The organism is Paenibacillus sp. strain BS8-2, assembly GCF_054483835.1.
In genome coordinates this window covers 486,810-513,549 of sequence record NZ_CM137010.1, presented here as the reverse complement: position 1 = coordinate 513,549, position 26,740 = coordinate 486,810, and the positions used below count along the sequence as shown (strand labels likewise).

At 52.4% G+C, this 26,740-nt stretch carries 18 protein-coding genes; 14 read left to right on the top strand and 4 right to left on the bottom strand.

Going from position 1 to position 26,740, the window contains the following annotated elements:
- Positions 1 to 169 precede the first annotated feature (169 nt).
- From ACX1C1_RS02140 to ACX1C1_RS02130, 3 genes are all read left to right on the top strand, one after another.
- Positions 170 to 865, top strand: a complete 696-nt coding sequence (locus tag ACX1C1_RS02140) for a DsbA family protein (RefSeq protein WP_458955553.1) — start codon at positions 170 to 172, stop codon at positions 863 to 865.
- A 10-nt stretch (positions 866 to 875) separates the two neighbouring features.
- Entirely contained in the window at positions 876 to 1,292 is a 417-nt protein-coding gene (locus ACX1C1_RS02135; RefSeq protein WP_458955552.1) for a disulfide oxidoreductase, read from the top strand.
- 193 nt (positions 1,293 to 1,485) lie between these two features.
- Positions 1,486 to 2,451, top strand: coding sequence for a DNA-3-methyladenine glycosylase family protein (locus ACX1C1_RS02130; protein WP_458955551.1), 966 nt, complete (start codon positions 1,486 to 1,488; stop codon positions 2,449 to 2,451).
- A gap of 11 nt (positions 2,452 to 2,462) precedes the next feature.
- Here ACX1C1_RS02130 and ACX1C1_RS02125 read toward each other — a convergent pair whose 3' ends face one another.
- From ACX1C1_RS02125 to ACX1C1_RS02115, 3 genes are all read right to left on the bottom strand, one after another.
- Complete coding sequence (locus tag ACX1C1_RS02125; protein ID WP_458957573.1) at positions 2,463 to 2,561, bottom strand: helix-turn-helix transcriptional regulator; 99 nt, start codon at positions 2,559 to 2,561, stop codon at positions 2,463 to 2,465.
- 185 nt (positions 2,562 to 2,746) lie between these two features.
- On the bottom strand, positions 2,747 to 6,529 hold the full coding sequence (locus tag ACX1C1_RS02120) for a fibronectin type III domain-containing protein (RefSeq protein WP_458955550.1): 3,783 nt from the start codon (positions 6,527 to 6,529) through the stop codon (positions 2,747 to 2,749).
- A 52-nt stretch (positions 6,530 to 6,581) separates the two neighbouring features.
- Positions 6,582 to 8,579 (bottom strand): DUF4832 domain-containing protein, encoded by a 1,998-nt coding sequence (locus ACX1C1_RS02115; protein ID WP_458955549.1) that lies wholly within the window; start codon positions 8,577 to 8,579, stop codon positions 6,582 to 6,584.
- Between the two features lie 252 nt (positions 8,580 to 8,831).
- Between ACX1C1_RS02115 and ACX1C1_RS02110 the strand changes: the two genes are divergently transcribed.
- The 9 genes from ACX1C1_RS02110 (at position 8,832) to ACX1C1_RS02070 (ending at position 23,338) form a co-directional block, all read left to right on the top strand.
- A complete protein-coding gene (locus tag ACX1C1_RS02110) occupies positions 8,832 to 13,331 on the top strand; it encodes an S-layer homology domain-containing protein (RefSeq protein WP_458955548.1) in 4,500 nt (1,499 codons plus the stop codon).
- Positions 13,332 to 13,618: 287 nt separating this feature from the next.
- The gene (locus tag ACX1C1_RS02105) at positions 13,619 to 14,719 is read left to right on the top strand and encodes a Gfo/Idh/MocA family protein (protein WP_458955547.1); all 1,101 of its coding nucleotides are present in this window, start codon (positions 13,619 to 13,621) and stop codon (positions 14,717 to 14,719) included.
- Positions 14,720 to 14,728: 9 nt separating this feature from the next.
- Entirely contained in the window at positions 14,729 to 15,625 is an 897-nt protein-coding gene (locus tag ACX1C1_RS02100) for a carbohydrate ABC transporter permease (protein WP_458955546.1), read from the top strand.
- A 6-nt stretch (positions 15,626 to 15,631) separates the two neighbouring features.
- Positions 15,632 to 16,477, top strand: coding sequence for a carbohydrate ABC transporter permease (locus ACX1C1_RS02095; RefSeq protein ID WP_458955545.1), 846 nt, complete (start codon positions 15,632 to 15,634; stop codon positions 16,475 to 16,477).
- A 70-nt stretch (positions 16,478 to 16,547) separates the two neighbouring features.
- Positions 16,548 to 17,903, top strand: coding sequence for an ABC transporter substrate-binding protein (locus tag ACX1C1_RS02090; RefSeq protein ID WP_458955544.1), 1,356 nt, complete (start codon positions 16,548 to 16,550; stop codon positions 17,901 to 17,903).
- 189 nt (positions 17,904 to 18,092) lie between these two features.
- Complete coding sequence (locus tag ACX1C1_RS02085) at positions 18,093 to 19,124, top strand: LacI family DNA-binding transcriptional regulator (protein WP_458955543.1); 1,032 nt, start codon at positions 18,093 to 18,095, stop codon at positions 19,122 to 19,124.
- Positions 19,125 to 19,362: 238 nt separating this feature from the next.
- Positions 19,363 to 21,621 carry a heavy metal translocating P-type ATPase gene (locus ACX1C1_RS02080; protein ID WP_458955542.1) on the top strand — a complete coding sequence of 753 codons (2,259 nt, stop codon included), beginning with the start codon at positions 19,363 to 19,365 and terminating at the stop codon, positions 21,619 to 21,621.
- Between the two features lie 139 nt (positions 21,622 to 21,760).
- Entirely contained in the window at positions 21,761 to 22,621 is an 861-nt protein-coding gene (locus ACX1C1_RS02075; RefSeq protein ID WP_458955541.1) for a VOC family protein, read from the top strand.
- A 96-nt stretch (positions 22,622 to 22,717) separates the two neighbouring features.
- Complete coding sequence (locus ACX1C1_RS02070; protein ID WP_458955540.1) at positions 22,718 to 23,338, top strand: nitroreductase family protein; 621 nt, start codon at positions 22,718 to 22,720, stop codon at positions 23,336 to 23,338.
- A 159-nt stretch (positions 23,339 to 23,497) separates the two neighbouring features.
- On the opposite strand, the gene ACX1C1_RS02065 is transcribed toward ACX1C1_RS02070, so the two are convergent.
- A complete protein-coding gene (locus ACX1C1_RS02065; RefSeq protein WP_458955539.1) occupies positions 23,498 to 24,145 on the bottom strand; it encodes an SIMPL domain-containing protein in 648 nt (215 codons plus the stop codon).
- 224 nt (positions 24,146 to 24,369) lie between these two features.
- Between ACX1C1_RS02065 and ACX1C1_RS02060 the strand changes: the two genes are divergently transcribed.
- Positions 24,370 to 25,275 carry a hypothetical protein gene (locus ACX1C1_RS02060; RefSeq protein ID WP_458955538.1) on the top strand — a complete coding sequence of 302 codons (906 nt, stop codon included), beginning with the start codon at positions 24,370 to 24,372 and terminating at the stop codon, positions 25,273 to 25,275.
- Between the two features lie 108 nt (positions 25,276 to 25,383).
- Positions 25,384 to 26,580 (top strand): chromate transporter, encoded by a 1,197-nt coding sequence (locus ACX1C1_RS02055; protein ID WP_458955537.1) that lies wholly within the window; start codon positions 25,384 to 25,386, stop codon positions 26,578 to 26,580.
- Positions 26,581 to 26,740: the final 160 nt, after the last annotated feature.

The window sequence follows — 26,740 nt, the reverse complement described above, 5'->3', positions numbered from 1 at the left end:
TTGATGGTTGATGCTTTAAAAAATTAGCTTTTTCAATCCCACGCACCTAGTTGAAGTTACTTTCATTACAATCGTTAAAAATTTGTGCGATTTTCCCTTTGAGGGATGTAGAGGATGTCCTTCCGTTATGGTACGCTAAGTGACATAAACCAAACGAGGTGAATAATGAATGGGTGCTCAAGCAAATCGTAAAAAGAAGGGATCAGGCTCTCGTAATTTCGTATTGTATACGGCAATTGTTGTTCTGATCATTGTATTGCTAGTTGTAATCAACCAGATGCAGAAAAAAGAAGAAGGCCAGAATAAGGAGTTATCCAGCATCCCGTCGACCGAGTCGCAGCCGGTGCTTGGTGATGCTAATGCGAAAGTATCGATCGTGGAATTCGGAGATTATATGTGTCCTTCCTGCAAATATTGGGGAGAAGCGGTATGGCCTCAACTAGAGAAGGACTTTGTCGATACGGGTAAAGCAACGTTTTCTTATGTGAATGTTGATTTTCATAATCAGCCGTCCGTTACAGGAGCGCTTGCGAGCGAGTCCATTCTGAAGGCGTATCCCGACAAGTTCTGGGATTTCCACAAGGCATTGTTCGCGCAGCAACCGACTTCCGATCATGATGCGGTTTGGCTGACGGAAGACAAGGCGGTAGAAGTAGCGAAATCTGTCATTCCGGAGCTGGATGAAGCAGCTTTGCGGACAAGCATGAGCTCGGACGAGATGAGAGAGCAGTTCTTGTTGGACAAGGGTCTGTATCAAAAGTATAACGTGAACCAAACACCTACCATCATGATCAACGATACACAAATCGCAGATCCGTTCGATTACGCGTCGATCAAAGCGGCAATCGAAGCGAACCTGGAGTAGGGGTGAACCTATGTTATTAAGACGGAACGCGTTAAACCTTGCCTGGATCGTTGCAGTCGTCGCAACGCTGGGAAGCCTTTATTTCAGCGAGGTACGCGAATTTATTCCATGCGACCTATGCTGGTTCCAGCGTATACTGATGTATCCGCTCAGCATTATTCTCGGCATCGCGGCATTTAATGATGACTTCAAGATCCGTAAGTACGTGCTGCCGTTGTCCATTATCGGCATGGGGATATCGACTTTCCACTATATGCTGGAGAAGGTTCCGGGCTTCGAGAAGGTTCGACCTTGTACCAATGGTGTGCCTTGCACAACAGAATGGATCAACTGGCTAGGTTTCATCACGATTCCGTTCCTCGCACTGACCGGATTTACGCTGATCACGATTTTGATGCTGATCGCTAAGAAAAACGAAAACGAATAAGCACTGACAGGGTTAAGCGGCGGACCAAGACTTGAAATTTGAAGTCTTGGTCCACCGCTCTTTATTTATCCGACGTTAATAGAATCATGTTCTTGCTCCAGATCATCACATGACTCCAATATAACCGCAACATTACGAATGCTGCAGTGTGTAATAATGCAAAAACAGGACCCAGGTCCGCGATGAAGGAGTGGTGAAATTGCAAGAGGCGTTGGAGCAAATTCGGCTACCCGTGCCGGAGGCATTCGATTTCCAATGTAATTTGGCTTATTTGAAGCGCTCGAGCAACGAATGTCTATTCCGTACGGAGGAAAATACCGTATACAAAGCGATAACGGACGGCACGTATGCAGCCGTCTGGCGGGTCAGCGAGGGAGAGGGCGGAGAGCTGCTGCTCGAGAGGGTGACGGAAGTGGTATCTCTGGCATCGGATTCTGATGCAGCCCCACACACAGCCAACAGCCGCCAAAGCGCTGTAGATTCGCTAAGCCATGTTGCGGCAACCTATGTGCGTGAATGGTTTGATCTAGAGCGCGAGCTATCGCCGTTCTACGAGATGGCGGAGGGGGATTCTCTACTGCGGGGGCCATCCCGACAGTTCCGCGGGCTGCGTCTCCTTGGCATCCCCGATTTGTTCGAGGCATTGTGCTGGGGCATTATCGGGCAGCAGATCAATCTGTCGTTTGCTTACACGCTCAAGCGCAGGCTTGTAGAGCGCTACGGTCGTTCAATCGGCTATAATGACGAGACCTATTGGCTGTTTCCCGAGCCGGAGATCATCGCGGGACTGACAGTAGAGGAGCTTGAACCACTTCGTATGACGGCGCGCAAGAGCGAATACTTGATCGATACGGCGGCAGCCGTTGTTTCCGGCGAACTGAGCAGAGAGAGGCTGCTGGCTGCAGGTGACATCAAAGCCGCCGAACGTATGCTTATCAGCCGCCGGGGTATTGGTCCTTGGACCGCACATTATGTCATCATGAGATGCCTGCGATACCCGGACGCCTTCCCGATCGACGATGTTGGCTTACATAATGCGATTAAATCATTAACAAATCTAGAACGCAAACCGACAAAATCGGAGCTGCTAACGATGTCAGCAGGCTGGGCGGGCTGGGAAGCATACGCGACCTTCTATTTGTGGCGGCTGCTGTACTAAACAAAGCTCCGCTAAACCTCCCGCACCAGCTTGTAATACTGCATCGGCGAGCATCCGACATATTGCTTAAACACTTTGCTGAAGTGATAGGGATCACCAAGTTCAATCAACGGACGATCGATGCGATTATCGAATCTTTTGACGAAGGTCGCTGGATTTCGGCAACGTAACAATAACCAAGTAAAGGTAACTAGGAAGGGGTTATCCCATGGTCATCGAATAAGATGACCTTAGGATAGCCCCTTTTGCTTGCTTGATTATGCTCTAAATAGCTGTTCGAGCACGAAAAAACCTCTTATGGAGCAAGAGAAAAGACGGGCAACGCGCCACTGGCTAAGGGCAATCGATCGGTCGAGGAATTGTTTTTGACGAAACCGATCGATAGGGATGAGCCCGGCGACAGGTTCAGCAGCGAAAGCGGGATTGCCGCTTCGATGACCGTAGCATTGCGCGAATGGGCGATGCTGCTGCTTTGCAGTGTCCAGCTCCAGCCGCTGCCGGAATGGCGATAGAGGAACCCGCCCTCAAGCATATATTCGGCGCCGCTGTTCCCCCAGCCAGCAGCCTGGAAGCCGGTTGCCGAGCTTCCGTCTGTATTAAAGAAAAACTGAGAGAATACGTTCATTCCTGTTCCTTGGATGAGCAAATACAGGTTGGTGCCGTCACTTGCGGCTTTCATGCTTTGGACGGTGCTGCTGCCGGTTGCTAACGCGGGCACAACACTCCATTCTGCTGCGTTCCCGTCAATGATAATGGTAGCCGGAGGCGGCGATGCCGCGGGAGTGATCGTAACCGCTGCGCTCGCGCTCGAGAGATTGCCGCTTGTGTCGATGGCTTTTACCGTGAAGGAATAAAGCGTCCCATTCGTCAGCCCGGTTGCGGTATACGATGTTGAAGGAATTGGTGCAGATGTTAGCTGAGTCCCGCCACGGTAGACATGATAGCCTGCGAGATCGGAGGCTATGACAGCATTCCATGATAATGCCGCTTGCCCATTGCCCGTTGTCGCTGCCAGTCCGGTTGGTGTCGCGGGAGGTGTCGAGTCTGGTACAGGTGGACCCGCGATCAACGTATAAGACGGGAGAGTGACATTGGGTGCAGGGAGCCGATCTGTAGTCGAGTTGTTTTTGAGGAAGCCGAGCCTGATCGTATCCCCTTCTGCAAGTCCCAACGTCGCAAGCGGAATCGCAGCTTCGATCGCTGTGCCATTCTTCGTGTACGAGGACAACGCGCCGAGTGACGTCCAAGACCATCCCGAGCCGTTATGCCGGTACAGAAAGTTGTTTTCCAACAAATAATTGGCGCCAGCCGATGGCCAACCAGTCGCATTGTAGCCGGTCGACGCATTGTTGTCGGAGTCGATATAGAATTGCGCCATCGTATTTAGACCCGTGCCTTCCGCGAGCAAATACAGATTGGTTTCGTCATAAGCCGCTTTGATGGTTTGAACAGTCGTTGCGCCTGTCGCCAAGGCCGTGATGGTACTCCAGTCGGATGTATGGCCATCAACGGTTATGTCGGGACCATTCTGTAGCGGCAGCGTTGTAAAGCTGCTGTTGCCGCTGGTTGTCATAAGTCCACCTGCATTCGATGAGCGGATGCGGAACTGATAGGAGGTTCCTGGCGATAATCCATTCAGCTCCACCGAATGGCTAGTCTTAAGTGTGCTGCTGTTGACCGTGGAGCCATAGGCGGTCGTTAGACCGTATTGCACCTGACTTGTAGCAGGTTGATTACTTTCCCATCTGACAGTTGCTTTGCCGCTTTCGATTGGCTGCACAGTAATGTTCGAGACAACCGGCGGCGCCGTGCTGTTTGTCGTTGCGAAGATGCGCTCGCCGCTTTCGCCGATACGGCCTTGAGCATCTTGCGATGAAACTTTATAGCGGTAAGTCGTACCAGGCGTAAGGCCGGTTAGTGTCATGCTGTGCTGTGTAATTTGAGCGCTGCTGGTGCTCGATGCTTCGCCTGTCGAACCGACGCCGTATCGCACGATCGAAGTCGAGGGCAGATCCGTCGACCATGTGATCGTAGCTGTGTTGTCGCCGATCGCTGCAGCCTGGACGTTAGAGACGGCTGGTCCTTCGGTCGGCACGGTGAATTTGACAGTCTGCCCGCCGAAGTTGGCGCTGCGGAACCATGTCCACACTTCTCCGCCGCCATGCTGGGCGCCAGAGAAGAGGTAGTCGCGGCTCATCTCGAGCTCGGCTCTATTGCCCGATTGGACGGCGCGCACCGGCCAGCCTCGATTAGTAGGCGCGTTCGCGCCGCCGAATCGGAAGACGTCGCCTGAGCCCTGATGCGGAAGTGCGTACACCTGATTCATGTTCTCGAAGTAGATCCGGGCATCCGGAGATGTAGGCCAGAACACTTGCCAGCCCTCCGCGCCGTCTTGATCATAATCGAAATAGATCATTTCCTGACTCAGATTCAGTGTCGTATTTGCTTCGATCATCATAAAAAAGGAATCGCCGACGAATTTCGAATAGACCTTCGTAATGCCTTTGCTATTCGCCCCCGCCGGATCGCTGAAGATGGGCGTCTCAGAGCTCCATTCGGTGAACTGACCGTCGGCCAAGAAGCCGTCGTGCATGTCGGTCGGATGAGCGCCTGCATGGCTCGGATCGTGGAGTCCGTTCGAATCAAGCCAGTTCTTGGACGTATCGTAGATCGCCGAGTTGAAATGGGTAGAGCCGCTTACGTCGTATCCCATGTAACCATTGTTTGTGACGATCTCATTCATCCATTTGTTTGTGCCGCCGGAAGGAATCATAAAATCGATAATGATCATGTTGAAGCCGTCTGGCTGATTGGCAAGCTCATTCATATACGATTTCCAGAAGCCGCCGAAGTTGTCGCGCGAACGATAGCTTGGCGAAGCGGTATTCGTGTTCCAATTGTCCGCGTATGCGGAATGTTCGTCGTAGAAGCCTGGGATATAGGCGTTGTAGTACCAAGATTCCGTGACGAACATATTGATGGCGTGGCGGTAACGATCCGCGAATTGAGATGTTCCTTCGTCGGGATTGAAATACCAATAACCTCTGTTAGCCGCGACGATTTTGGCCGGATTCACCTCTTTGATCGCCTCGACTAATTCGACCATCCCTTCGGCGGTAAAGCCGAAGTTGCCGCGAGGCCCCCATGAAACGGAGGGTCCGGCGCCGCCGACAGGGTCCGGTGTGTCGACCGTATCGAGGAATACGCCGTCGAACTTGGCGTCGTGCACGATTTTGTCCACTTGGAAGGTCACGAACTTCTGCCAAGCGGGATCTCCTCCGTTCACATACCCGCCGCCGTAGCTGTTGTTGACGTCGACGACACCGTTGCCGTCCTTCCAATAGCCTCCGTACATATACCGGCTGTCCGTCACCCAGGTCCCCTGCTGATCCAAGTACCAGGGCATGACGCCTTGGTTTTTCCAGGTCAACCGGTTGCCCCATGACGAGTAGTCGTCCGCGATGCCGAGACCCGCATACCCTTGATAGCCGTCATCGTACGTACCGTCCGGGAGGGAGCCGCCTTCTACGTTCACGTACCCTCCGCTGCTGTTGAAATTCCAAGGATTTGGACCGTGGAGCGGTCCGGAAGGTCCGCTGTATCCTTCGGGCAACAGACCTAACTCGATGCCGCGCTGGATGGTCATATGACCGCTTGAGCCGGGAATAATCGTGGACAACATCTCACCGATGGAGATGTATCCGAGCACGATGACGTCATCCGCGGTGCCAAGCAGACCGTCGCTCCCGCGCTTAAGCTCTTGTACTTGCGCGCTGGTTAGATTTTCGAAATAAAATTCATTGTTCTTTACGTTGATGACCCGGAGCGTAGGCTCCAGAATGACGAGATCGTATCCCTTCAGTTGATTGAGCTTTGTCTGATCGAGCGCCCCGTACCAGAACGAGATGCGGCTGTTCGCGTTCAAGATCGGCACTTTGCCGTAAAACGGCGTCTTCCCCAGCTCGAAGAGGGGGTCTGCGCTGACGGTCTGCGGCGGTCCGCCGAGTGGATATACCGTCAACAGCAGGAGAACGGCTAACGCGGCGGCCAGTCGACTGCTCCATGTATTCGCTTTCATCTATGTTCCTCCTTTATAGTGGATAATCGTTCATAAATCGATGAAGGATTACTCATAGTGAAAGCGCCGGCAGTGTGGCGTTCTGCGCAGGCAGCCGCTCCGTAGTTGAGCCGTTCCGTATATAGCCGAAACGAATGGTTTGACCTGCCGCAGCCCCGATCGAGGAGAGAGGGATGCTTGCTTCGACGACGGAGCCGTTCTTGGCGAACTGCGTTGCGCCAAGCGTCGCGACCAGATTCCAGGACCAGCTGTTTCCTGTGCCTGTGTACACGTACAACAAGTTGTTCTCGAGGAAATAATCGGCGCCGCTGCTCGGCCATCCTGTCGCGTGATAACCCGTCGAGCTGTTGTTGTCCGAGTTGATGTAGAAGGCTCCCGTATCGGTCAATCCGCTGCCTTGAGCGAGCAAATAAAGGTTTGAGCCGAATCTCGTTCCCTTGAGTGTAGAGACAGAGGAGCTTCCTGTTGCCAACGCTGCGATACCGCTCCATTCGGATGCCGAGCCATCTACCGTAATCGACGTACCTCCTCCGCCTGAGCCGGTCGTGACGGTAAGCGTACTAACGGGGAATGAGCCATCGGTAAGCTTGCCCGTATTCGCGAAGTCGACGGCAGGCGTGTTCGTCGCCGGATCCAGGATGGCAAGCGCAACGGTATAGCTGCCTGCTGCAAGACCGGCCGGAACAGTTATGGAGCTTGTGTGGGAGTAAGTACCCGTCTTCCAGTTCTTGAGCTGGATGCCAGTCACTGCTCGCGCATAAACAGTAGATCCGCTGCGAATTTGGAGCTCAACCGGCCAGTTGAACGGGAAATGCTGCACGCCTTTATTCTCCACGCTTAGATCGACAGAGAGCGGCGATCCTTGCTGTGCGGAAGAGTTGTGCGTGACTTGCTTCACGACGAGGTGGTAGCCCATTCGTTTCTCGAGCGTATCCATGTTGGCTTGGTACGAGTTTCCTACTGCATAGGATGCGGGCGAGTTGGGACCGAGCCAGCTTGGTTTACTAAGCTCCGTCTGTCTCATCGTCTCGGTGAAGCCTGCGCCGCTTGTCAGGCTGGCTTGTAATCCGCTTGCTCCGCCGTAGAATTCGCCTGCCGAGATGGCGTTGTTCCAGAAGTTCGCATATGCCGGCTGCTGCTGTCCGATATCGTCCCAGTAGCCGTTCTGCGTGCCGGTGTACCAGCCCCATGAAGAGTCGAAACTTGGCTGATGGCCGAACATGTCGTTGAACATGCCGAGACCGTTCGAGGAAGCGAGCTGCACGCTTCTGCGGATCATGAGCGAGATACGATCGGATTTGTTTTGAAAGGCATTGATGTAGTGCTGGATGAATTGGTTCGAAATCGAGTTAGGAGGGAAAGCGCCCGTATAATTTTGTTCATTGTTAGGACCTATATAAGGCCAACTGTGGAATTCTCCCCAATGTCCGAGCGAGCCGATCTGAACGAAAGCGACAGGAGCGTCTTGGGTGTAATAGCGGGTTGCGATTGCCTGGATGAGCGTCTGATGGCGGGAGATGAGGGTAGGTGAGCTGTAGTTAGGGGCAAAACCGGTGTTGTTGCCCGCGCCCATGCCGCCGGTGTTGTCTTGATAGGCGATGCCCGCCGTTCCTTCGAGGTTAATCATGTCATTATACAGCCAATCGGGAATATCGCGATGAGGGACGCCGGAAGGGCTATCCAGCAGCAGTCGGAACACGATTCGCACGCCTTGGCTCCGCCAGTAGCTGAATTTGAACTTGGACTCGATGCCCGCCCAATCGTACACTCCTTTCGTAGGCTCAAGCTCCTTCCAGGTTACACCGGCATAGACAAGCTTGTGAGACTGCGCGTACGGACCTCCTTCAGCGCGGGGCGCCCAGCCTTTGAACGGATTGTTCAGCGGGCTGTTCAGTTCGGCAGGGTAAAAGACGGCGGCCGATGCGGCAGGCGGGAAGCTGCCTAAGCTGCCTATGGCGAGCAGTACGGCCATTAGCAGGCGAAAGGTGAACTTTCGCGGGTCTGACTGGGGACGAGGCAGACGAATACGGGGGGTTTTTACGTTTCTCATTATGCACCTCCAATAATTTGGCGCAAATTTTAACGAGTTTCCGCTTTGTTTGCGCACTCAACTAGAGAGTATAGTGCCATTATTTAGATATTTCAAGCCATTTCTTTACGATATCTAATCGATTTGTTCATGATGTTCGTGATTTTATCGAAATTACACAAAGTTGGTTGACAAAATTCATTACGCAAATTATTCTATTTTTGCACTTGTTTGCGCCAATTTTTTGGTGATATGTCGAAAGGGGGAAATGAAATGGTCAAATCTTTATCCGCGTTGCTGGCATCGGCGCTTCTTGTATCCTCGTTAGGTGCGGGGGCTACACATGCCGTTGCTGCAGGTGGTGTCAGTTTGGTGCCGCCGTTCGGGGGTACGGCGCAGGAGTGGGAAAACATCCCGTACGATTCCGTAACCGCTGAGAACACCCTGAACGAAATGAAAGCGTTACAGACAGAGCATTCGCTGTTCGTTGCCGTGAGCGGCGGAACACTGGAAGAAGCGGGGATTCTGTATATCGACAGCGATAACGACGCGTCTACCGGCTGGGATTCCTTGTTATGGAGCAACGGCGCAGGGATCGATTATAAGGTGGAGGACGGTGCGTTGTTCGGATATGAGGACGGCGCATGGGTGGAAGAGGGAAGCGCAGATGTACGGCAAGGCGAAAGCTTCATTGAGATTGATGTGGCGCGAAGCGACATCGGTCTTAGCGATCCGGGCAAGCTGAGAATCGGATATGTAGTAGACGGAGCCAGCATGTTGCCGGAGATTGGCTCCCAGATGTTCTCCGTCGACGCTGCTGCAGGAGCTGTGCCTGTCGGCGATGGACGAGCACTTGTCGTTGATGGGAATGCCGGAGATTGGGACGGGCTCGAACCGTTGATGGTAACGGCTGATGGCTCGACAAGTGTTACGGCGAATGTCTATGATCGTACGCTATACATGCTTATCGAAGGGCAGATTGACACCAATGATTTCGCAGACGGCTTGTGGGAGCATCTGTTCATCGATACCGATCGTGACCCGGCGACAGGGAACTCGTCGTGGGCATGGGCAGATACGCTTGGCTCGGACTATCTTGTCCAGTTCGGTGGATTATTCAGAAGCAATGCAGGCGGGGGCTGGGATGATACGGCTACAACCTTCGCATACGAACGTTCCGGCACCGGAGCGAACAAGATAATCGAATGGGCGCTGCCATTGGACGCGCTTGGCGTGGAGGAGCCGGCAACAGTGAATGTGGCATTCCTTACGGGCACATTATCCGCTCCGCTTGCATCGGGAGATCCTGCATCGCTGCCGCTGCCGTTGTCGATCGCGGTCGAAGCGGACGGAGACCCTTCCGAATGGGAAGGCGTAGCGCCGCTTTTCGCGACAGCGAATGAAGCGACGAAGGTTTATGCTCATGTGAATGGCGGCGCGCTAAGCGTGCTCATTCGCGGAAGCGTCGACACGAACGAATTCGCGGACGGAATATGGGAGCATCTATTTATCGATGCTGACCGGAATCCGGAGACGGGCAAACCTTCTTGGGCGTGGGCGAATACGATGGGCTCGGAGTACCTCGTTCAATTCGGCCTGCTGTACCGCAGCAATGAAGCTGAGGAGTGGGAGGATACCGGGACGGTATTCGATTACGCCAGGTCGGGCAGCGGCTTAGACAAAGTGATCGAATGGACATTGCCGCTCGACACGCTTGGACTAAGCGATGCGGGCAGCGCGAATCTAGCGTTCCTATCGAACACCCAGTCCGGGCCGGATGCAACGGGAGACCCTGCGACCCTGCTGTTAAAGTCGACGGCAGCAACAATCAACATGGATGGCCAAGCGGATGATTGGGTGGACATTCTTGCAAGTGCTGTTCCATCTGGGACAGGCGCGGAGCTGCGTGTCGCGACGGCTGGCGAGCGGTTGTATACGCTTGTTAAGGGTGAACAGCTTAATTTGGACAACGTCTATTATATTGACAGCGACGGTCTTGCATCGACAGGCGACACGGGAACTCCGTGGACGGCTGCGGGCATGGATTACAAAGTCGAAGACGGCGTGCTTTATGCTTACGAGAACTCAGGCTGGACGAAACGCGGTCCGGTGCGTGAGAACGTCACGACGGAGACGGCGGAGATGTACTTGTATCTTGAAGATATCGGTGCGACGACGGACTCGGATATTAGCGTCGGTTACATGGGACGCGGTCTGTTCCAGTTGCCTTCAGCGGGCAGCCAAGCCCTTGCGGTGGAGAGTGGTCCCGCGTGGCCGGGTGGTCAGGACATCGTATATCCGAAAGAATACTTCGGGGTCTTGAATAATCCGTACATGGGATGGGTGCCATGGGCCAGAAACAAGGACAAGGATGACGGCGAGTCATACGCTCAGCCGCATCGTACCGTCTATGCGGGCGTTTCTTGGAGAGAGCTGGAGCCTGTTCGCGGACAGTTCGACTGGGAAGGCATCGAGGAGAAATATCAGTTCGACTTCTGGGCGGAGTCGGGAAGCCGTATCAATCTAAGGCTTGTACTTGACCTGCCAACCTCGGATCCTGAACATATGGATATTCCAGACTGGCTGTACGAGGCATTGGACGAGGAAGGCGATCCCGGAGTCTGGTACGACACGGTCGAGATCGGCTCCGGCTTCAGTCCGAACTATAACAGTGAATTGCTGCTCGCAGAACATGAGCGCATGGTAGCTGCGGTAGCGGAGCGCTACAATGACGATTCGCGCATTGCTTATATCCAGCTTGGCAGCCTCGGACATTGGGGCGAGTGGCATACATGGCCGGCTGGCTCCGGCGTCTTCCCGACGCTTAGCATATCCGACCAATACGTGCAGCATTACCTGAATGTCTTCACGAATAAGAAGATTGGCATGCGTAAGCCGTTCCCGATCGCGAAGGATCATGAGCTTGGTCTGTTCAACGATGTATTCGGCATTAAGTCCTCCACCAACGAGTGGGTTGGCTGGACAAAGAACGGCTGGGCTGGTATCGGAGAGTTCGTGGATCCGGGCGACGATCCAGCTGAGAAGCTGGCAGCGTCGGCCATGCCTGACTTCTGGAAGTATTCCTTCTCAGGCGGTGAGTTTGCCGAAGGTAATCCAGAGAAGTGGCTGGTGAATGGAGCGATTATGGAGTCGCTTCGCCAAATCAGGGAGAGCCACACGGCTTGGCTTGGACCAAGCGCGCCAAGCGATGTGCCCGCGGGCTCCGAGCTGCAGCGCAATTTGGACGCTATGCACAACCTGATGGGATACCGGTTCGTGCTGGAGGCTGCGAAGTTTAACCAAGCCGTTCGTTCGGGCGACTCTGTAGATGTATCGATGTTGTGGAACAACAAAGGCGTTGCGCCATTCTACTTCGATTGGCCTCTTGAGCTGAGACTGCTAGACGGCAGCGGCAACGTGGCCGCGACAAGTGTCGTGGCGGATGCTGACATTCGAAACTGGCTGCCTGGCCGGAGTGAGGTTCAGGGTTCAATTGCCATCCCAGCCGGTCTTGCCGCGGGTCAATATGGCCTTGCCGTTGCTATTCTTGATCCCGAGGCAGATGCGCCGGGCATTCTGCTCGCGAACGAAGGACGTCTGGAGGATGGGAGTTATCATATCGGAAACGTTACTGTGCAAGCGGAGACAGGGGGCCTGGGAGGTTACGTGCCGCCAGTCGATATCGCCGAGCCGGGCGAACAACTCGTAACGGCACCGGTGGTAGATGAGGAAACCTACCGAGTTGAAGTTGCCCAGGGCATTCGACAAGTTGTGATTCCGCTAAGTGCGCTTGTTCAGGCATCGGGCCCAGCCCGATCGTTGACGCTGGAAGGAGAGGGCTTCACGTTGGAAATTCCTTACGACGTGCTGCTTCAATCTTACAAGGCGGCCGGCACTGATTCTGGCGCGCGGTTGACGATCCTCATAGAAGAAAACGAAAAGAAGGACGTAATTGCCCGTGCCGAGAAAGATGAGTACGCGAAGTTGGCCCCGCTAGGAGGAGCCTACGCACTCGGCATCGGTGTAAGAGGAACGGATAAATCTAATCTAGCCATCACCGATTATGCCGCGCCGCTCACATTAGGATTGGACGGTGGAACGAATGAGGCGGACACATGCGGATTGGGTGGCGTATACGAAATAACCACTGACGGAACAATGGAATATCAAAGGGGACAATGCAAGAACGGCGTATGGCTGGTCGATGTTGCGGGACCTGGGGTATATGCAGTTGTCACTTATGACAAGCAGTTCGACGACATGGCAGAGGGGCACTGGGCTAATCGAATCGTGAAATGGCTTGCGGCCAGACATGTTGTGACGGGAGTCAGCAAAACGGACTTCGCTCCGGATCGGTCAGTCACACGCGCTGAATTTGCCGTGATGGCGGCGAGGGCGCTTGGTTTGGAGCCGAATATCGGCCAAACATTTGATGATGTCGAAAGCGATGCTTGGTATGCCGGTTATATCGGTTCGTTATATGCAGCGGGTATCGTAAGCGGCGATACCACAGGAGCGTTCCGTCCGAATGATCTCATTACGCGCGAGGAGATGGCTGTCCTGCTTGCTAGAGCAATTGGACTAACAGCGAGAACAGGTGACGCGACTCTCTTCCGTGACGATGCGGCAATCAGCTCGTGGGCGGCGGATGCCGTCTATGCGCTGCGTCAAGCTGGTTATTTGTCGGGGTATCCCGACGGAACGCTGCTTCCACAAAATGAGGCAACGCGAGCGGAGGCAGCTCAATTGCTTCAATGGCTGCTTCGTGTCTAGTTGTTAGTAAGAATGTTAGTTAGAACGAAATCGGGCAAGTTGAATGACTTGTCTGATTTCGTTAAATATTTGGCGCAAATTTTCACTAACTTGGCATAAGTGTTAGCGCCAATTGGTACATCCTTACATGGCATGTAAGGAGCGCTATATTTAAGCAAAAACTCATTGACAATGCCTATCATTTGGATTAATATTTAAATAACATTTGGCGCAAATAAACGGATTTTATACTTGAAAATTTGGCGCAAATAAAAAGTGATCCAACAGACAACAAGGGAGAGAGTTAGATGGGGAATATCGGCATGGCGTTTATCGGCGTAGGAGACATGGGTTCGCATCATGCGATGGGGTTCGATCGGATACCGGGATGCGAGGTTCGCTACATATGCGATTCCCATGAGGGAAATGTGGCGCGAACGTTAAAGGAGCTTACCAACAGCACACCTATCATCACTGACGATTACAAGGAACTGCTCCACAAAGAAGATATTGATGCAGTTGTCATCAGCGTGCCGAACTACTTGCACCGGGAAGTGGCAGTCGCGTTCCTGCAAGCCGGCAAACATGTTTTCTTGGAGAAGCCTGTTGCGCCAACAATCAAGGATTGTGACGACATTATTCTCGAAGCGGAGAGAAGCGGGAAGATTTTGCAAATCGGTCTTGTCTATCGTTATTCCAATCTGTACCGGAGAATGGCAAAGGAAATTGCAGCAGGACGTCTTGGTCAAGTGTCGATGATGTGGTGCAAGGAGTTCCGCGATCCGTTCCCTCCTGCAGACTGGTTCTATGATTCGGCGAAATCCGGCGGAGCGCTGGTAGAGAAGGATTGCCACCACTTCGATATTTTCAACTGGATGATCGGCTCACGCCCACGCCGCGTATTCGCTTCGGGGGGTCAGCAGGTGATTCGTGGCGGTGAGGAACGGCTCATTACGAACTCGTACTCCCATTATCCGCCCAAGACGATCTCGGACAGTTCCATCGTCGATCATGCGTGGGTTATCGTGGAATACGAGAATGGCAGCAAGGCAAACCTCGGACTCTGTATGTACTTACAGCCTCGTAATTTGATGGAGGACGGACTGGAGTTCGGCTTAATCGGCAATAACGGTGCGCAGATGACGGCGAAGAAGGATTCGCGAATCGGTATCTTTGGCGGCGAGGACTTCACTAAAGAATACATCGACGTCGACGTCAGATCGGATTCCATTGCGGGAGGCCATACCGGCGGTCAGCGACAGCGCGAGGATTTCATCGATTGTATTCGCACCGGCAAGCAGCCGTTCGCGAATGGTCAGATTGGACGCGATGCGTTGCTCGTCGCGCTTGCGGCCGAGAAGTCGATACGCGAAGAACGTTATGTCTACATCGACGAGATTACGGAATGAGGTGGTCCTTTGTTATCGTCAAGCAAGCTTGATCAATGGAAATTTCTGGCCTTCATCGGCCCGTGGCTGATTGGGTTCACGCTGTTCTTCCTTATCCCGTTCGGTACGGCAGTCTTCTATGCCTTCACGGATGCCCGCTTGCCGGGTGCTACAGACGTTAATTTTGTCGGCTGGGACAACTTTGCACTACTGATGGATGATGAAATCTTTGGCAAAAGTGTAACCAACACATTGTACTTTGTACTGCTTGGAGTACCCGTCGTGACAATCGGCATGCTGCTTATCGCCCTATTGCTGAATCTGGATGTCAAGGGCATTGCGTTGTTCCGCACCTTTTATTATTTGCCAACGCTCGTGCCAATTGTCGCGACGGTCATCATATGGCGGCTCGTGTTCAACTCCGAATTCGGCGTGCTGAATGCATTTCTCGGCGTATTCGGCATTGATAAAGTAAATTGGCTCGGCAGCGCGGGCATGATTAAACCAGTCATCATTCTGCTGCAGGTCTGGATTTCGGGGAGTGGCGTGCTTATCTTCCTTGCTGCGCTCAAGGGCGTGCCCGCTCATCTGTACGAAGCGGCGCGAATCGACGGAGCAAGCGTGCTGAGACGGTTCTTCTCCATCACGCTGCCGATGATCAGTCCATCCATTCTGTTCGTCATTGTGATCCAGACAATGTACAACTTCCAGATGTTCACCGAGGCGATGCTCTTGTCGAACGGCGGACCGAATTACGCATCGTATACCTATGTGTTCAACATTTACAAATCGGCTTTCACGGACTTGAAGTACAGCATAGCGATGGCGCAATCGATGATTCTGTTCGCCATGATACTCGCGGTTACCCTGTTCATTCTGAAAGCTTCCGACAGGTTCGTGTACTACGAGGGAGAGAAGAGGGGGTAGGCTAGGGTGAACGTTTCGTACAAAAAAAGTAAAACGATGTCCAAAGTCGCAAGTTATGCACTCTTGACCGCCGTTCTGGCCCTGTTCACGGGACCGCTGTTCTGGATGCTGTCGACAATGCTGAAGACGAAGGCTGAGACGTACAGATTCCCGCCGACGATCATCCCGCATGAAATAACGTTCGACGCCTTCAACAGGCTGTTCACCGTGCAACCGCTCATGTGGCAATGGATCGGGAACTCTGTGATCATATCGGTGCTTGTCGCCGTGGGAACGGTGCTCTCCAGCTCGCTCACCGCATATGGTTTTGCCCGGTTCGACAACAAGATCAAAAATGGATTGTTTTTTATCGTTCTCATGACACTTATGATACCCGCCTCGGTCATGATCGTGCCTTCGTTCGTTCTGTTCACCCGACTGGGGTGGATCGACACTTGGCTGCCGTTGATCGTTCCGGCATGGCTCGGCGGAGCGTATTACATCTTTTTGTTCCGGCAATTTTTTATGACTATCCCACGCGAGCTTGACGAGGCAACCTTCCTTGATGGCGGCGGCAGATTCTCGGTTTACTGGCGCATCATCATGCCATTGTCGAAGCCGATCATTGTGACAGCCTCGATCTTCGCATTCGTGTTCTCCTGGCTGGACTTCCTGGGGCCGTTCCTTTATCTGAAGTCCAGCGAAAATTATACGCTAAGCGTGGGGCTTCAATTCCTAATCGGTCAAACTAGCCAGGATTTTCCGGCACTTGCAGCTGGCGCGTTCATCAGTATCTTGCCAATCGGCATCATCTACTTCTTCGCGCAAAAGTATATCGTCGAGGGGGTGGTGCTCACAGGTTCAAAAGGGTAGTCGCATAAAAGCAAGCGGAGTCATGCAAGGCATCATCATTCCAAATTGTTCGAAAAGGGGAGCTTGATCCATGTTTGTTTCGAAAAAATTAGTTTGGGTTGTATGTTTGGTGTTAGTTGTATCCATGGCATTGATAGGTTGCAGCGGCAATAATAACGGTGAAACGAATGAGGCGACAAACGGCAATTCTGCAGAAGCAACTCAGAAGCCTGAAGAAAAAGTTACGATTACGTATTCCCAGTGGGGAACAGCTGAGGAGCTTCAACGCATTCAGGAGCTGCTGGATCAATTCATGACGGCCAATCCTAATATTACGGTTAAGCTGGAAGGCAAGGATTGGGGCAGCTATTGGGACGGCTTGACGGCTAATGCCGCTGGCGGTACGTTGCCTGACGTTATGAAGACTAGCTATGCTTTCATCGAGAAATACGCGGAGCTTGGTATCTTCAAAGAGCTTGACGGTCTGCTTTCGAGTAACGGGTTCGATCTTGCAAACATAGACAACAGCATGCTCGGCTTACATCAATATGGCGGCAAACAGGTTTCGATGCCGATTGACGCTAACGTTATTATGTTCTATTACAATAAGGATTTGTTCGACAACCCAGAGACGAACCCTAAGGGTGCTGCTTATCCGGAGAAGATGCCGACTTGGGATCAAATCTCCGACATTGCAACAAAATTGACGCTTGATGCAAATAACAAAAATCCGGGCGAAGAAGGATTCGATGCTGGTTCGATCAAGCAATGGGGACTTTCTCTAGTGCCAGGCTCGACAATGGACTGGTTCCTGGAGCCGATGCTTTGGTCCGGTGGTGCGAAGCTTATCAACGACGACGGTTCACTCGCGCTAGATACACCTGAAGCGCAAAAGGTTCTGCAATACTTTATCGATATGACGAAAAACACGAATATCAACACAACGCCAGCACAAATGGAAGGTCTCGGCGGTCAAGCGAACCTGGGCATTACAACAGGCAAAGTAGCTATGAACGCTGGCGGCAGCTGGAACACAACGCATTACAAAGAAGCGGGCATCAACTACGGCATCTCGCATCTGCCTAAGTTCGAGACCACACAGACGGTTGTGCAGCCAGCAGGTGTAGCGATGAGCGCAACGACGAAACATGAGGAAGCGGCGTATAAGCTGCTTGCTTGGCTGTCAGGTCCAGACGGTCAAACGGCATTGGCTAACCAAGGTTTCGCGATTCCAGCGAACAAAGCAGCTTCTGGCGCTTACGTTCAAACAGCTGGCGATGACTTCGGCATTTTCTTGGAAGCGCAGAAGTACGGTATTATCTCTCCATTTACCGTGAAGAAAACGGATCTTGTATGGACGTACGGCGAACAAGTGATGAAGGGTCCTCTGGCTGGTGAAGGCGATTTGGCTGCGGCAATTGCAGATTTGGCTTCGAAGATTCAATAAACTAGAGCAATCCCAGATGAGGCAATAAAGCTTGTCTAGCAAGTCAGGAAAGCCTCTTAGGCGATAGCGGAACCCTCTTCCGCGCCTAAGAGGCTTCTTTTCTAGTTGGGGCAAAAAGGAATACAATAAAAAGTTTGCCCCAAACAATTATTTTTGATATAACTAGAATAACGGGAGGGGGCGTAATTCTTGGCAAAGTTAAAGGATATAGCTGAACAAGTAGGGGTATCTGTATCAACTGTATCCCGCGTAATCAACCATGACGTAAGCCGATCGGTGAATGAGGCCACGCGCAACCGCATATTGGAAGCCGCTCAGTCGCTGGGCTATAGGACGAACAAAACGGGCAAACCGGCGAAAGGCAAACGGGAAACGCGAGCAGCGGCGTTCCACGTGGGCTGTGTCGTCGCTGTCCCTCAGAATAAATATAATGACCCTTATTTCTCCATCATTCTCGAGGGTATTGAACGGGGGATGACTGCTCAGGGCTACCGCCTAGAATTTATTCAAACCATGGATAACGCGATGGATACAAGTGCTTTGCAGCAGCTGGTCAAAGAGCATTCCATCGACGGAATAATCGTGGTTGAAGGCATTCAGCCAGAGGCATACCAGTGGATCAAAAAGAACGTACGTGTCGTGGTCGGAATCGATATTGCCGACAATGAGGTACCCGTCATTGCATATGACCGCGTGATGGCGGCGAAGGCTGCCGTTGCCCATCTTATCGCGAAGGGGCATCGCGAAATTGGTTTTATTGGAGGTCCTGGACGCTATGGCGAAGTTCAGAAGGAGAAGCGTTACCGCGGATATCAATTAGCGATGGAAGAAGCGGGATTGCCGATTCATCCCGAATGGGCGATAAATGTCAATTGGGATGTATCTCAAAGCTACGAAGCAGTAAAGGAAGCAATGGACAAGACAGGACGACATCCGAGCGCGTTTTTTGCCGCTAGTGATATGATGGCGATCCCTGCGATGAGGGCGGTTACGGAGCGCAAGCTTAGTATTCCCGAAGATGTTGCCTTTTTCAGTGTAGATAACATTGAGCTGTCGCAATTCACGTCGCCGCCGTTATCAACGATCCATGTGCCCAAGATGGAGATGGGCATGATCGCTGCCAAGACGTTGATCGATTATTTGAACCGTCAATATACGATACCGGTCAAAATCTGGGTGCCTTACGAACTGAAGCTTCGTCATTCGTCAGGGGATCAATAATAAGGGGTTCCTTTCGAATCTAAATCGGAAAGAGAAGCAAGCTGTCGCGATTCACCGCTAGAGAGCGGAGAGGGCGACAGCTTTTTTGTTCGTATCACAGTACCATACAGGGGTATCGTAAATTTATATTGATTCATATACCTCTATGGGGTATACTGAAGTCAGACGAGGATGAAATTGTATGTTTTGTATGACAATGAAATCATACAGTTAAGTGCTGGATAGGAGCGTGACAAACATGACAGTAAGAGAGAATGAACGGGGCAAAGTTGACATAACGGGATTAGAACACGTTACTTTTGATATAACGGGCATGACCTGCGCCGCCTGCGCGAATCGGATTGAGAAGGGGTTATCCCGGATGCCAGGCGTATCGAACGCGGCAGTCAACTTCGCATTGGAGACGGCAACCGTGTCGTATACTCCGGCAGAGCTGACGGTTACCAGTATGGAAGACAAGGTTAAGCAGCTAGGGTATTCAGCGCTGGTCAAGAAACAAGATAATAGCGTAGCCGACAGAAGGGCCAAGGAGCTGCGCCATCAGCAATTCAAATTATGGATATCCGCTATTTTTTCGCTGCCTCTCCTGTGGAGCATGGTCGGCCACTTTTCCTTTACAACTTGGATTTATGTGCCGGAATTATTTATGAACCCATGGTTCCAGCTGCTATTGGCTACGCCTGTGCAGTTTTATGTCGGCAAGAGCTTCTATGTCGGTGCCTACAAGGCGCTTCGCAGCCGCAGCGCTAATATGGATGTGCTCGTCTCATTGGGTACATCGGCCGCTTACTTCTATAGTCTGTATCTAACGATAGATTGGTATGCGCTGCAGTCCGCTGGGCATGGAGGACATGGCGGCCCAGAACTTTATTACGAAACAAGTGCCGTGCTGATTACGCTGGTTGTCATGGGTAAGCTGTTCGAGCTCAAGGCCAAGGGACGCACGACAGAAGCCATTAAGTCGCTTATGGGTCTGCAGGCTAAGACAGCTACCGTTATACGTGATGGGGTCGAGCTTTCGGTCAAAGCAGAGGAAGTTGTGCCTGGCGATATTATTATGGTTAAGCCAGGTGAGAAAATACCTGTGGATGGTATCGTGACCGAAGGAAGCTCCTCCGTCGATGAATCCATGTTGACGGGAGAAAGTTTGCCTGTCACGAAAGTGGCGGGTGATGCGGTGATCGGAGCGACCATCAATAAAAACGGCAGTCTTCGCTTCCGTGCAACAAAGGTGGGTAAAGATACGGCGCTGGCACAAATTATTAAAGTGGTTGAGGAAGCGCAAGGCTCCAAAGCGCCGATTCAGCGGGTAGCGGACATCATATCCGGCATCTTCGTGCCGATTGTCGTTGCCATTGCTGTCGTTGCTTTTGCGATCTGGTACTTCTTTGTTACGCCGGGGGATGTTGCGGGATCATTGGAGAAGGCTATTGCCATTCTGGTTATCGCATGTCCATGTGCGCTTGGTCTCGCCACTCCGACTTCGATTATGGCAGGTTCGGGACGAGCAGCCGAGTTAGGCATCTTATTCAAGGGTGGCGAACATCTGGAGCACACGCATGTTATCGATACTGTCGTGCTAGACAAGACGGGAACGGTAACCAAAGGGAAACCGGAATTAACGGATATTATAGCCGTTGGGGACGAGAATGAGTTTTTGCGTCTATTGGGCGCTGCGGAACGTCGTTCGGAGCATCCATTGGCGGAAGCGATTGTAGGAGGCATCGAGCTCAAGGGGATTGTTATGCCTGACACGGAATCGTTTCAAGCGATTCCTGGTCATGGAATAGAAGCTGCTGTGGAAGGCCGGACAGTGCTTGTCGGGACACGAAGATTGATTGAGGACAGGGACATTCATGTACCAGGCGGATATGAAGCAATGGCGGATCTTGAGAGATCCGGCAAAACAGCGATGTTAGTGGCGATCGACGGAAAGTACGCAGGAATTGTTGCGGTGGCTGATACGGTCAAAGAGTCCTCTGCTTCTGCAATTGCTAGGATCAAAGCAATGGGTATCGACGTTATTATGATAACGGGAGACAACGAACGAACAGCTCGGGCAATCGCATCTCAGGTAGGCATTGACCGTGTTCTGGCAGAAGTGCTGCCAGAGGGCAAAGCCGAGGAGGTGCGCAAGCTTCAGGCATCGGGCCGCAAAGTGGCAATGGTAGGCGATGGGATTAACGACGCTCCTGCGCTTGCGTCTGCCGATATTGGTATGGCAATCGGCACAGGAACCGATGTGGCAATGGAAGCGGCGGATGTAACGCTGATGCGAGGAGATCTCGCGAGCATTCCTGATGCGATTGAGATGAGCCGCAGGACGATGGCGAATATTAAACAAAATCTGTTCTGGGCGCTCGGTTACAATACGCTGGGTATCCCAATCGCTGCGATTGGTCTGCTCGCACCGTGGGTTGCGGGAGCCGCAATGGCGCTCAGCTCCGTATCAGTTGTGCTTAATTCGCTGCGGTTGCAGCGTGCCAAAGTGCGTTAATTTTCAAGGATTAGTTGAAAACTAACCATAATGTTACTCTTGGTGTATTATTGACTTTAGTAGATATATAATATAAACTTAATTACTATAAGTAAGTAACTGCAAGGTGCATATAATTCGCGTAGGAGGTCGTGCATCCATGACCCAGCATTTACATCCGGGCATTAAGCTAGGCGAGGTTAAACTAAGAGTGAGTGATCTAACGAGGTCGCTTGCCTGGTATGAACAAACGATTGGTCTTCGACTCAAGAAGGCGCATGACGGGCGTACGGCAGAACTGACAGCAGACGGCAAGACGACGCTGTTAGTGCTTGAGGAAGTGACGAATGCTGTCATTACGCCAGAGCGCTCATACAGCGGTCTGTACCATTACGCGATCCTGCTGCCGACAAGAAAAGACTTAGGCATTACGCTGCGTCATTTGATTGAAAAAGGAGTAGCGATTGGGCAAGCAGATCATCACGTTAGTGAGGCGTTATATCTGTCTGACCCGGATCGTAACGGTATTGAAATTTATCGGGACCGACCGAGGTCGGAGTGGAATTTCAATACGGACGGAACGGTTAGCATGGCAAGCGATCCGATTGATTGGGAAGGTTTGTTGGCGGAAGCTGGAGATACGAAGTGGACAGGAATGCCTTCGGGAACAACGATGGGTCATGTGCACTTCCATGTGGGGGATATTGCCAAAGCAAGAGGTTTCTATTGCGATGTGCTCGGCTTCAAGGTTGAAGCGGATTGGATGAGAATGGGCGCTTTGTTCATAGCAGCAGGGGGCTATCATCATCATATCGGTCTCAACTTGTGGGCTGGCGCGGGTGCGCCACCGGCTCCAAAGAATGGTACAGGCATCGATTACTTTACAATCGTAATGCCGGATGAAGCCGAACTAGCTAGAGTCGTGGAGGCTGCTTCCATGGCGGGATTTGTAGCGGAATCGCGTAATGGCGCCTTTTATTTGTCGGATCCATTCGGTATTGGAGTCAAGCTTACGGTTTAAACGATTTCCAAGGCACTTATGCACTTCTAACAGGATCATCCACACTCATGGGCACAAGTCATTACTACAACTACGATATACGGAGGTTTTTTTATTATGGGAACAGCAACTTTAAGAGCGACTACAGACTTTTATACGGCGGTGCAAGCAAGACGTTCGATCTATGCTATTAGTGACGAACGTGTTGTGTCCGACGAGAAAATCCAAGAGCTCGTAAATCATGCCGTACAATATACACCATCTTCGTTTAATTCCCAAAGCGCTCGCGTCGTTGTGCTGCTCGGGGAGCAGCATAAGAAGTTCTGGAGCATAACAACGGAGACACTCAGAGCGATCGTTCCGGCTGATCAATTCTCGTCCACCCAGGATAAGATGAATGCTTTTGGTGCAGGCTACGGGACTGTGTTGTTCTTTGAAGAAATGGCGGTAGTTGAAGGTTTGCAGCAGCAATTCCCTTCTTACGCAGATAACTTCCCTGTATGGTCCAACCAGTCGAATGGCATGCTGCAATACGTCATTTGGACATCCCTGGAGCTGGAGGGCCTCGGTGCATCCTTGCAGCATTACAACCCGCTTATTGACGACAAAGTGAAGTCGGAGTGGAACGTTCCTGCTAGCTGGAAGCTGCTCGCACAGATGCCGTTCGGCAAAATCGTCGCGCCAGCAGGCGACAAGCCTGTTCAACCGCTAGATGAGCGCGTGAAGTTCGTGAAGTAACAACATGTAAAATAGCTCGCACTTTTCGACCAGAGGTCGGAATGTGCGAGCTATTTTTGCTTTCAGCCCCAGATGGCTTATGAGATCGAGAAAGCCTTCTCTTGTAACTCACGGCCTCCTCTGGGTGCTATATGGCTAGGCTCAAGCCTCTCCTGCTGGTTACGCGTATGCATACCAGACGCGGACAGACGACTTAAAGGACAGTGATCCCGGCTCAATCGTCGTCGAAGCATCGCCAGCGGGCATCGACATCGCTTTATACAGCACCGGCTCGAAGCCGCCCGGAGAGGTTTCCACTACCTTGCATGGCACGGAGGAGAGGGAGACGCCTAACGTAGCTGCGATGACGAGCGCCTTCTCCCCAGCGTCGCGCACGGCCGCTGACAATGCCTCTCGGCGAGCGGTTGATGCGCCAGTCGAGCGGAAGGCTACGTCGGTCACCGTATTCGCACCGTGGGCGACAGCGGCGTCTATGACGATCCCGGCGCTCTCTGTGCCAGAAAGCGTGATCTGAAGCAGATGCGATACTTTGTAGCCGCGGAATATCTGTTTGCCGTCCGTATAGTCGTATTGCGGTTCGATCGTGAAGCTTGTCGTTGCGATGTCATGACGGGCGATGCCAAGCGCTGTCAGGGCGCCAATAATGGCGGCAATGGCAGCTGCGTTTTCCTTCTGAAGCTCCGTCAGCTTCTCTCCTTCATTGACCACGCCAAGCGTTACCACAGTCTCGTCCGGCCTGACCGCCGTCACTCCTTCGCCAGCAACTTCAATCGTTAATGGACAGTTGTGCTCCCATTGCTCTTTCATCCGATCACGCCTCCTTTTCTATCCATAGGTATGAACCTTATACGAATTAAGACGCAGCAGCTAGGCAAGAAGTTGCCAAGGTCCCAGAGGGAGTAGACTGCTTCCGCCTTGCGACGGATATGTATACCCTGCTTGGGGAGAGCTGAGAACCAACCGCAGGTCCGTTACAGATTGATGTTTTTTTCTGTAAATTAAAGGAAAAGTGAGGAAAGAGGTTGAAGGACATGGCGGGAAGTAGGATCAAGCGTTGGTTCATCGAGGAAAAAGCAATGATCATCGTAGGACTGCTCGGTTTCGTGTTGGCATTATTCTGTACTTGCTTGGCACTAGTGACGGGGGCGGATCGGCCGCCGGATGGAAATCTGTGGCATGCATTTTCGTTTGATGCGGCGCTAGGCATTTTCATGCTATCGACGGCTGCCGTCATGCCATTCTCTGGGCTAGGTCGCAGGTCGAAGGGGATCTTCCGCTGGTCATACATCGTGCTCGTGATCTATTGTTACGCTCAGGAAACGATACAACATGTTCGCGGGGTTAATCCCAGATATCCGGAGAACGGTTCGACCTTCGACGACATCGCAGCCGGGATTTTTATAATGGATGCGTTCCTGCTAGTCCTCTTTTATTTGTGGTTCGCGATCAGCTTCTTCAAACGCAGCGCATTTGCCCAACATCCTGAGCTTGTGCTCAGTATTCGGTATGCGATGGCCTCAATTATGGTGTCATTTGCCGGAGGTATCTCCATAGCCATGAACGAAAGCAGAATGGTCGGCGCAGAAGGGAATCTGATCACGTTGCATGGTCTCGGATTCCATGCGATCCAAGCACTGCCGATCATCGCTGCGCTGGCTGCAGGAGCGACACTAGCTGCTAGAGTACGCTTAACATTGGTGCATGTTGCCGGCAGCGCATACTTTGTTGGCTTGCTTGCGATCGGTTGGCAGACGATGCTTGGTCGACCTTTGCTGGAGTGGTCGGCATTACCTCTTACTGCCGCTGCTTGCTACGTTCTTGTGGCGGTTGCTTGCGCTAGAGCATTGTTCGTGAAACGGGCGCATGATGGGCGCAGTCAATCCGGTCATCCAGGAGTCCGATCAGATACAGGCAGCGACCGTGGTCATTCGGTATAATGTAATCTTTACAATACCTCAACTATAGCAGATGCATGGACATCCTTTATAATAAACTCATTAAGCATGGGTCTTAAGGGACTTGCTGCGGCAATGGGGGCAGGATGGATGTCAGTTAGCGATCATAAGATGACTTCGCTGTTTATGGCGTCGCTGAAGCTAGGACTCACTTCCTTCGGCGGCCCTATCGCGCATTTGGGATACTTTCATGAAGAATATGTTCGCAGGCGCAAGTGGCTGGATGAGCGTCAGTACGCGGATCTAGTTGCGCTTGCGCAGTTTCTGCCGGGCCCGGCTAGCAGCCAAGTCGGGATCGGCGTGGGAATTATGCGTGCCGGTCTGCTTGGCGGGATCGTGTCGTTTCTCGGGTTTACATTACCCTCAGCAATCGTGCTTGCCTTGTTCGCATTATGGCTGCATGGGTCTGGCTTCGGCGACGCGGGCTGGCTGCATGGGCTTAAACTTGTAGCTGTCGCGATCGTTGCGCACGCGGTTTGGGGTATGGGGCAGAAGCTGGCTGCGGGGCGCACACGGATGACGATGGCTGTTCTTTCGGCGGTGATCGTCTTAGTATGGAATACGGCTTACAGCCAGTTTGTCGTAATTGCAGCCGCAGCGATAGCAGGTTGGTATTTGCTCGGCAAGGGGGCCCAATCTGCCGCTGCTCAGAGCGACAGCGTAGCATGGAGGGGGATCTCCAAGCGGACGGGATGGATCTGCCTGACACTTGGAGTCGCTATTCTTATCTTGCTGCCAATTGCCAGAGAGCTGACTACGAATCATTGGGTAGCGATGGCGGATAGCTATTATCGTTCCGGCTCGCTGGTATTTGGCGGCGGTCATGTCGTACTGCCGCTGCTGGAACGGGAAGTAGTCCCCGCAGGCTGGGTAACGGCAGATCAATTTATTAGCGGCTACAGCGCAGCGCAGGCCGTTCCGGGACCGCTGTTCACCTTTGCATCCTATTTGGGCGCGATTTCGGACGGTTGGTTAGGCGCAGCCGCAGCTACATTCGCTATTTTTTTGCCTGCATACCTGCTCATGGCGGGTGTGATGCCGATCTGGCAATCCCTGCAGAGCCGTCCAGCTATACGGGCAGCGCTAGGTGGTGTCAACGCAGCGGTTGTCGGCATTCTACTTGCAGCGTTGTATGATCCGATCTGGATAAGCGCGGTAGCGTCGCCTTCTGACTTTGCCATTGCAGTCCTGTTGTTTGTTATGCTGGTATTCTGGAAGCTGCCGCCTTGGATGATCGTGCTCCTGGGGGCGGCGTGCGGGACGCTGCAAGGTATATGGCTGCCATAGCTGAATAACAGGCTGTGTAGGACCTCAGCCTCCACTTTGCGGTGGGGAATGAGGTCCTTTTATTTGCCCAAAGTCAGCTAATTTTTGTATCTTTCACAACAAATGGCTACGACAGACATATTGCACTCCGAGGTCAGAAAACTTATTATATATTATTAGG

Bases quoted from the DNA above. Each gene is read 5' to 3' on its own strand.
- ACX1C1_RS02110 (WP_458955548.1), top strand. From the start codon at position 8,832: ATGGTCAAATCTTTATCCGCGTTGCTGGCATCGGCGCTTCTTGTATCC.
- ACX1C1_RS02120 (WP_458955550.1), bottom strand. From the start codon at position 6,529: ATGAAAGCGAATACATGGAGCAGTCGACTGGCCGCCGCGTTAGCCGTT.
- ACX1C1_RS02065 (WP_458955539.1), bottom strand. From the start codon at position 24,145: ATGAAAGAGCAATGGGAGCACAACTGTCCATTAACGATTGAAGTTGCT.
- ACX1C1_RS02055 (WP_458955537.1), top strand. From the start codon at position 25,384: ATGTCAGTTAGCGATCATAAGATGACTTCGCTGTTTATGGCGTCGCTG.
- ACX1C1_RS02115 (WP_458955549.1), bottom strand. From the start codon at position 8,579: ATGAGAAACGTAAAAACCCCCCGTATTCGTCTGCCTCGTCCCCAGTCA.
- ACX1C1_RS02070 (WP_458955540.1), top strand. From the start codon at position 22,718: ATGGGAACAGCAACTTTAAGAGCGACTACAGACTTTTATACGGCGGTG.
- ACX1C1_RS02060 (WP_458955538.1), top strand. From the start codon at position 24,370: ATGGCGGGAAGTAGGATCAAGCGTTGGTTCATCGAGGAAAAAGCAATG.
- ACX1C1_RS02080 (WP_458955542.1), top strand. From the start codon at position 19,363: ATGACAGTAAGAGAGAATGAACGGGGCAAAGTTGACATAACGGGATTA.
- ACX1C1_RS02090 (WP_458955544.1), top strand. From the start codon at position 16,548: ATGTTTGTTTCGAAAAAATTAGTTTGGGTTGTATGTTTGGTGTTAGTT.
- ACX1C1_RS02105 (WP_458955547.1), top strand. From the start codon at position 13,619: ATGGGGAATATCGGCATGGCGTTTATCGGCGTAGGAGACATGGGTTCG.
- ACX1C1_RS02135 (WP_458955552.1), top strand. From the start codon at position 876: ATGTTATTAAGACGGAACGCGTTAAACCTTGCCTGGATCGTTGCAGTC.
- ACX1C1_RS02075 (WP_458955541.1), top strand. From the start codon at position 21,761: ATGACCCAGCATTTACATCCGGGCATTAAGCTAGGCGAGGTTAAACTA.
- ACX1C1_RS02140 (WP_458955553.1), top strand. From the start codon at position 170: ATGGGTGCTCAAGCAAATCGTAAAAAGAAGGGATCAGGCTCTCGTAAT.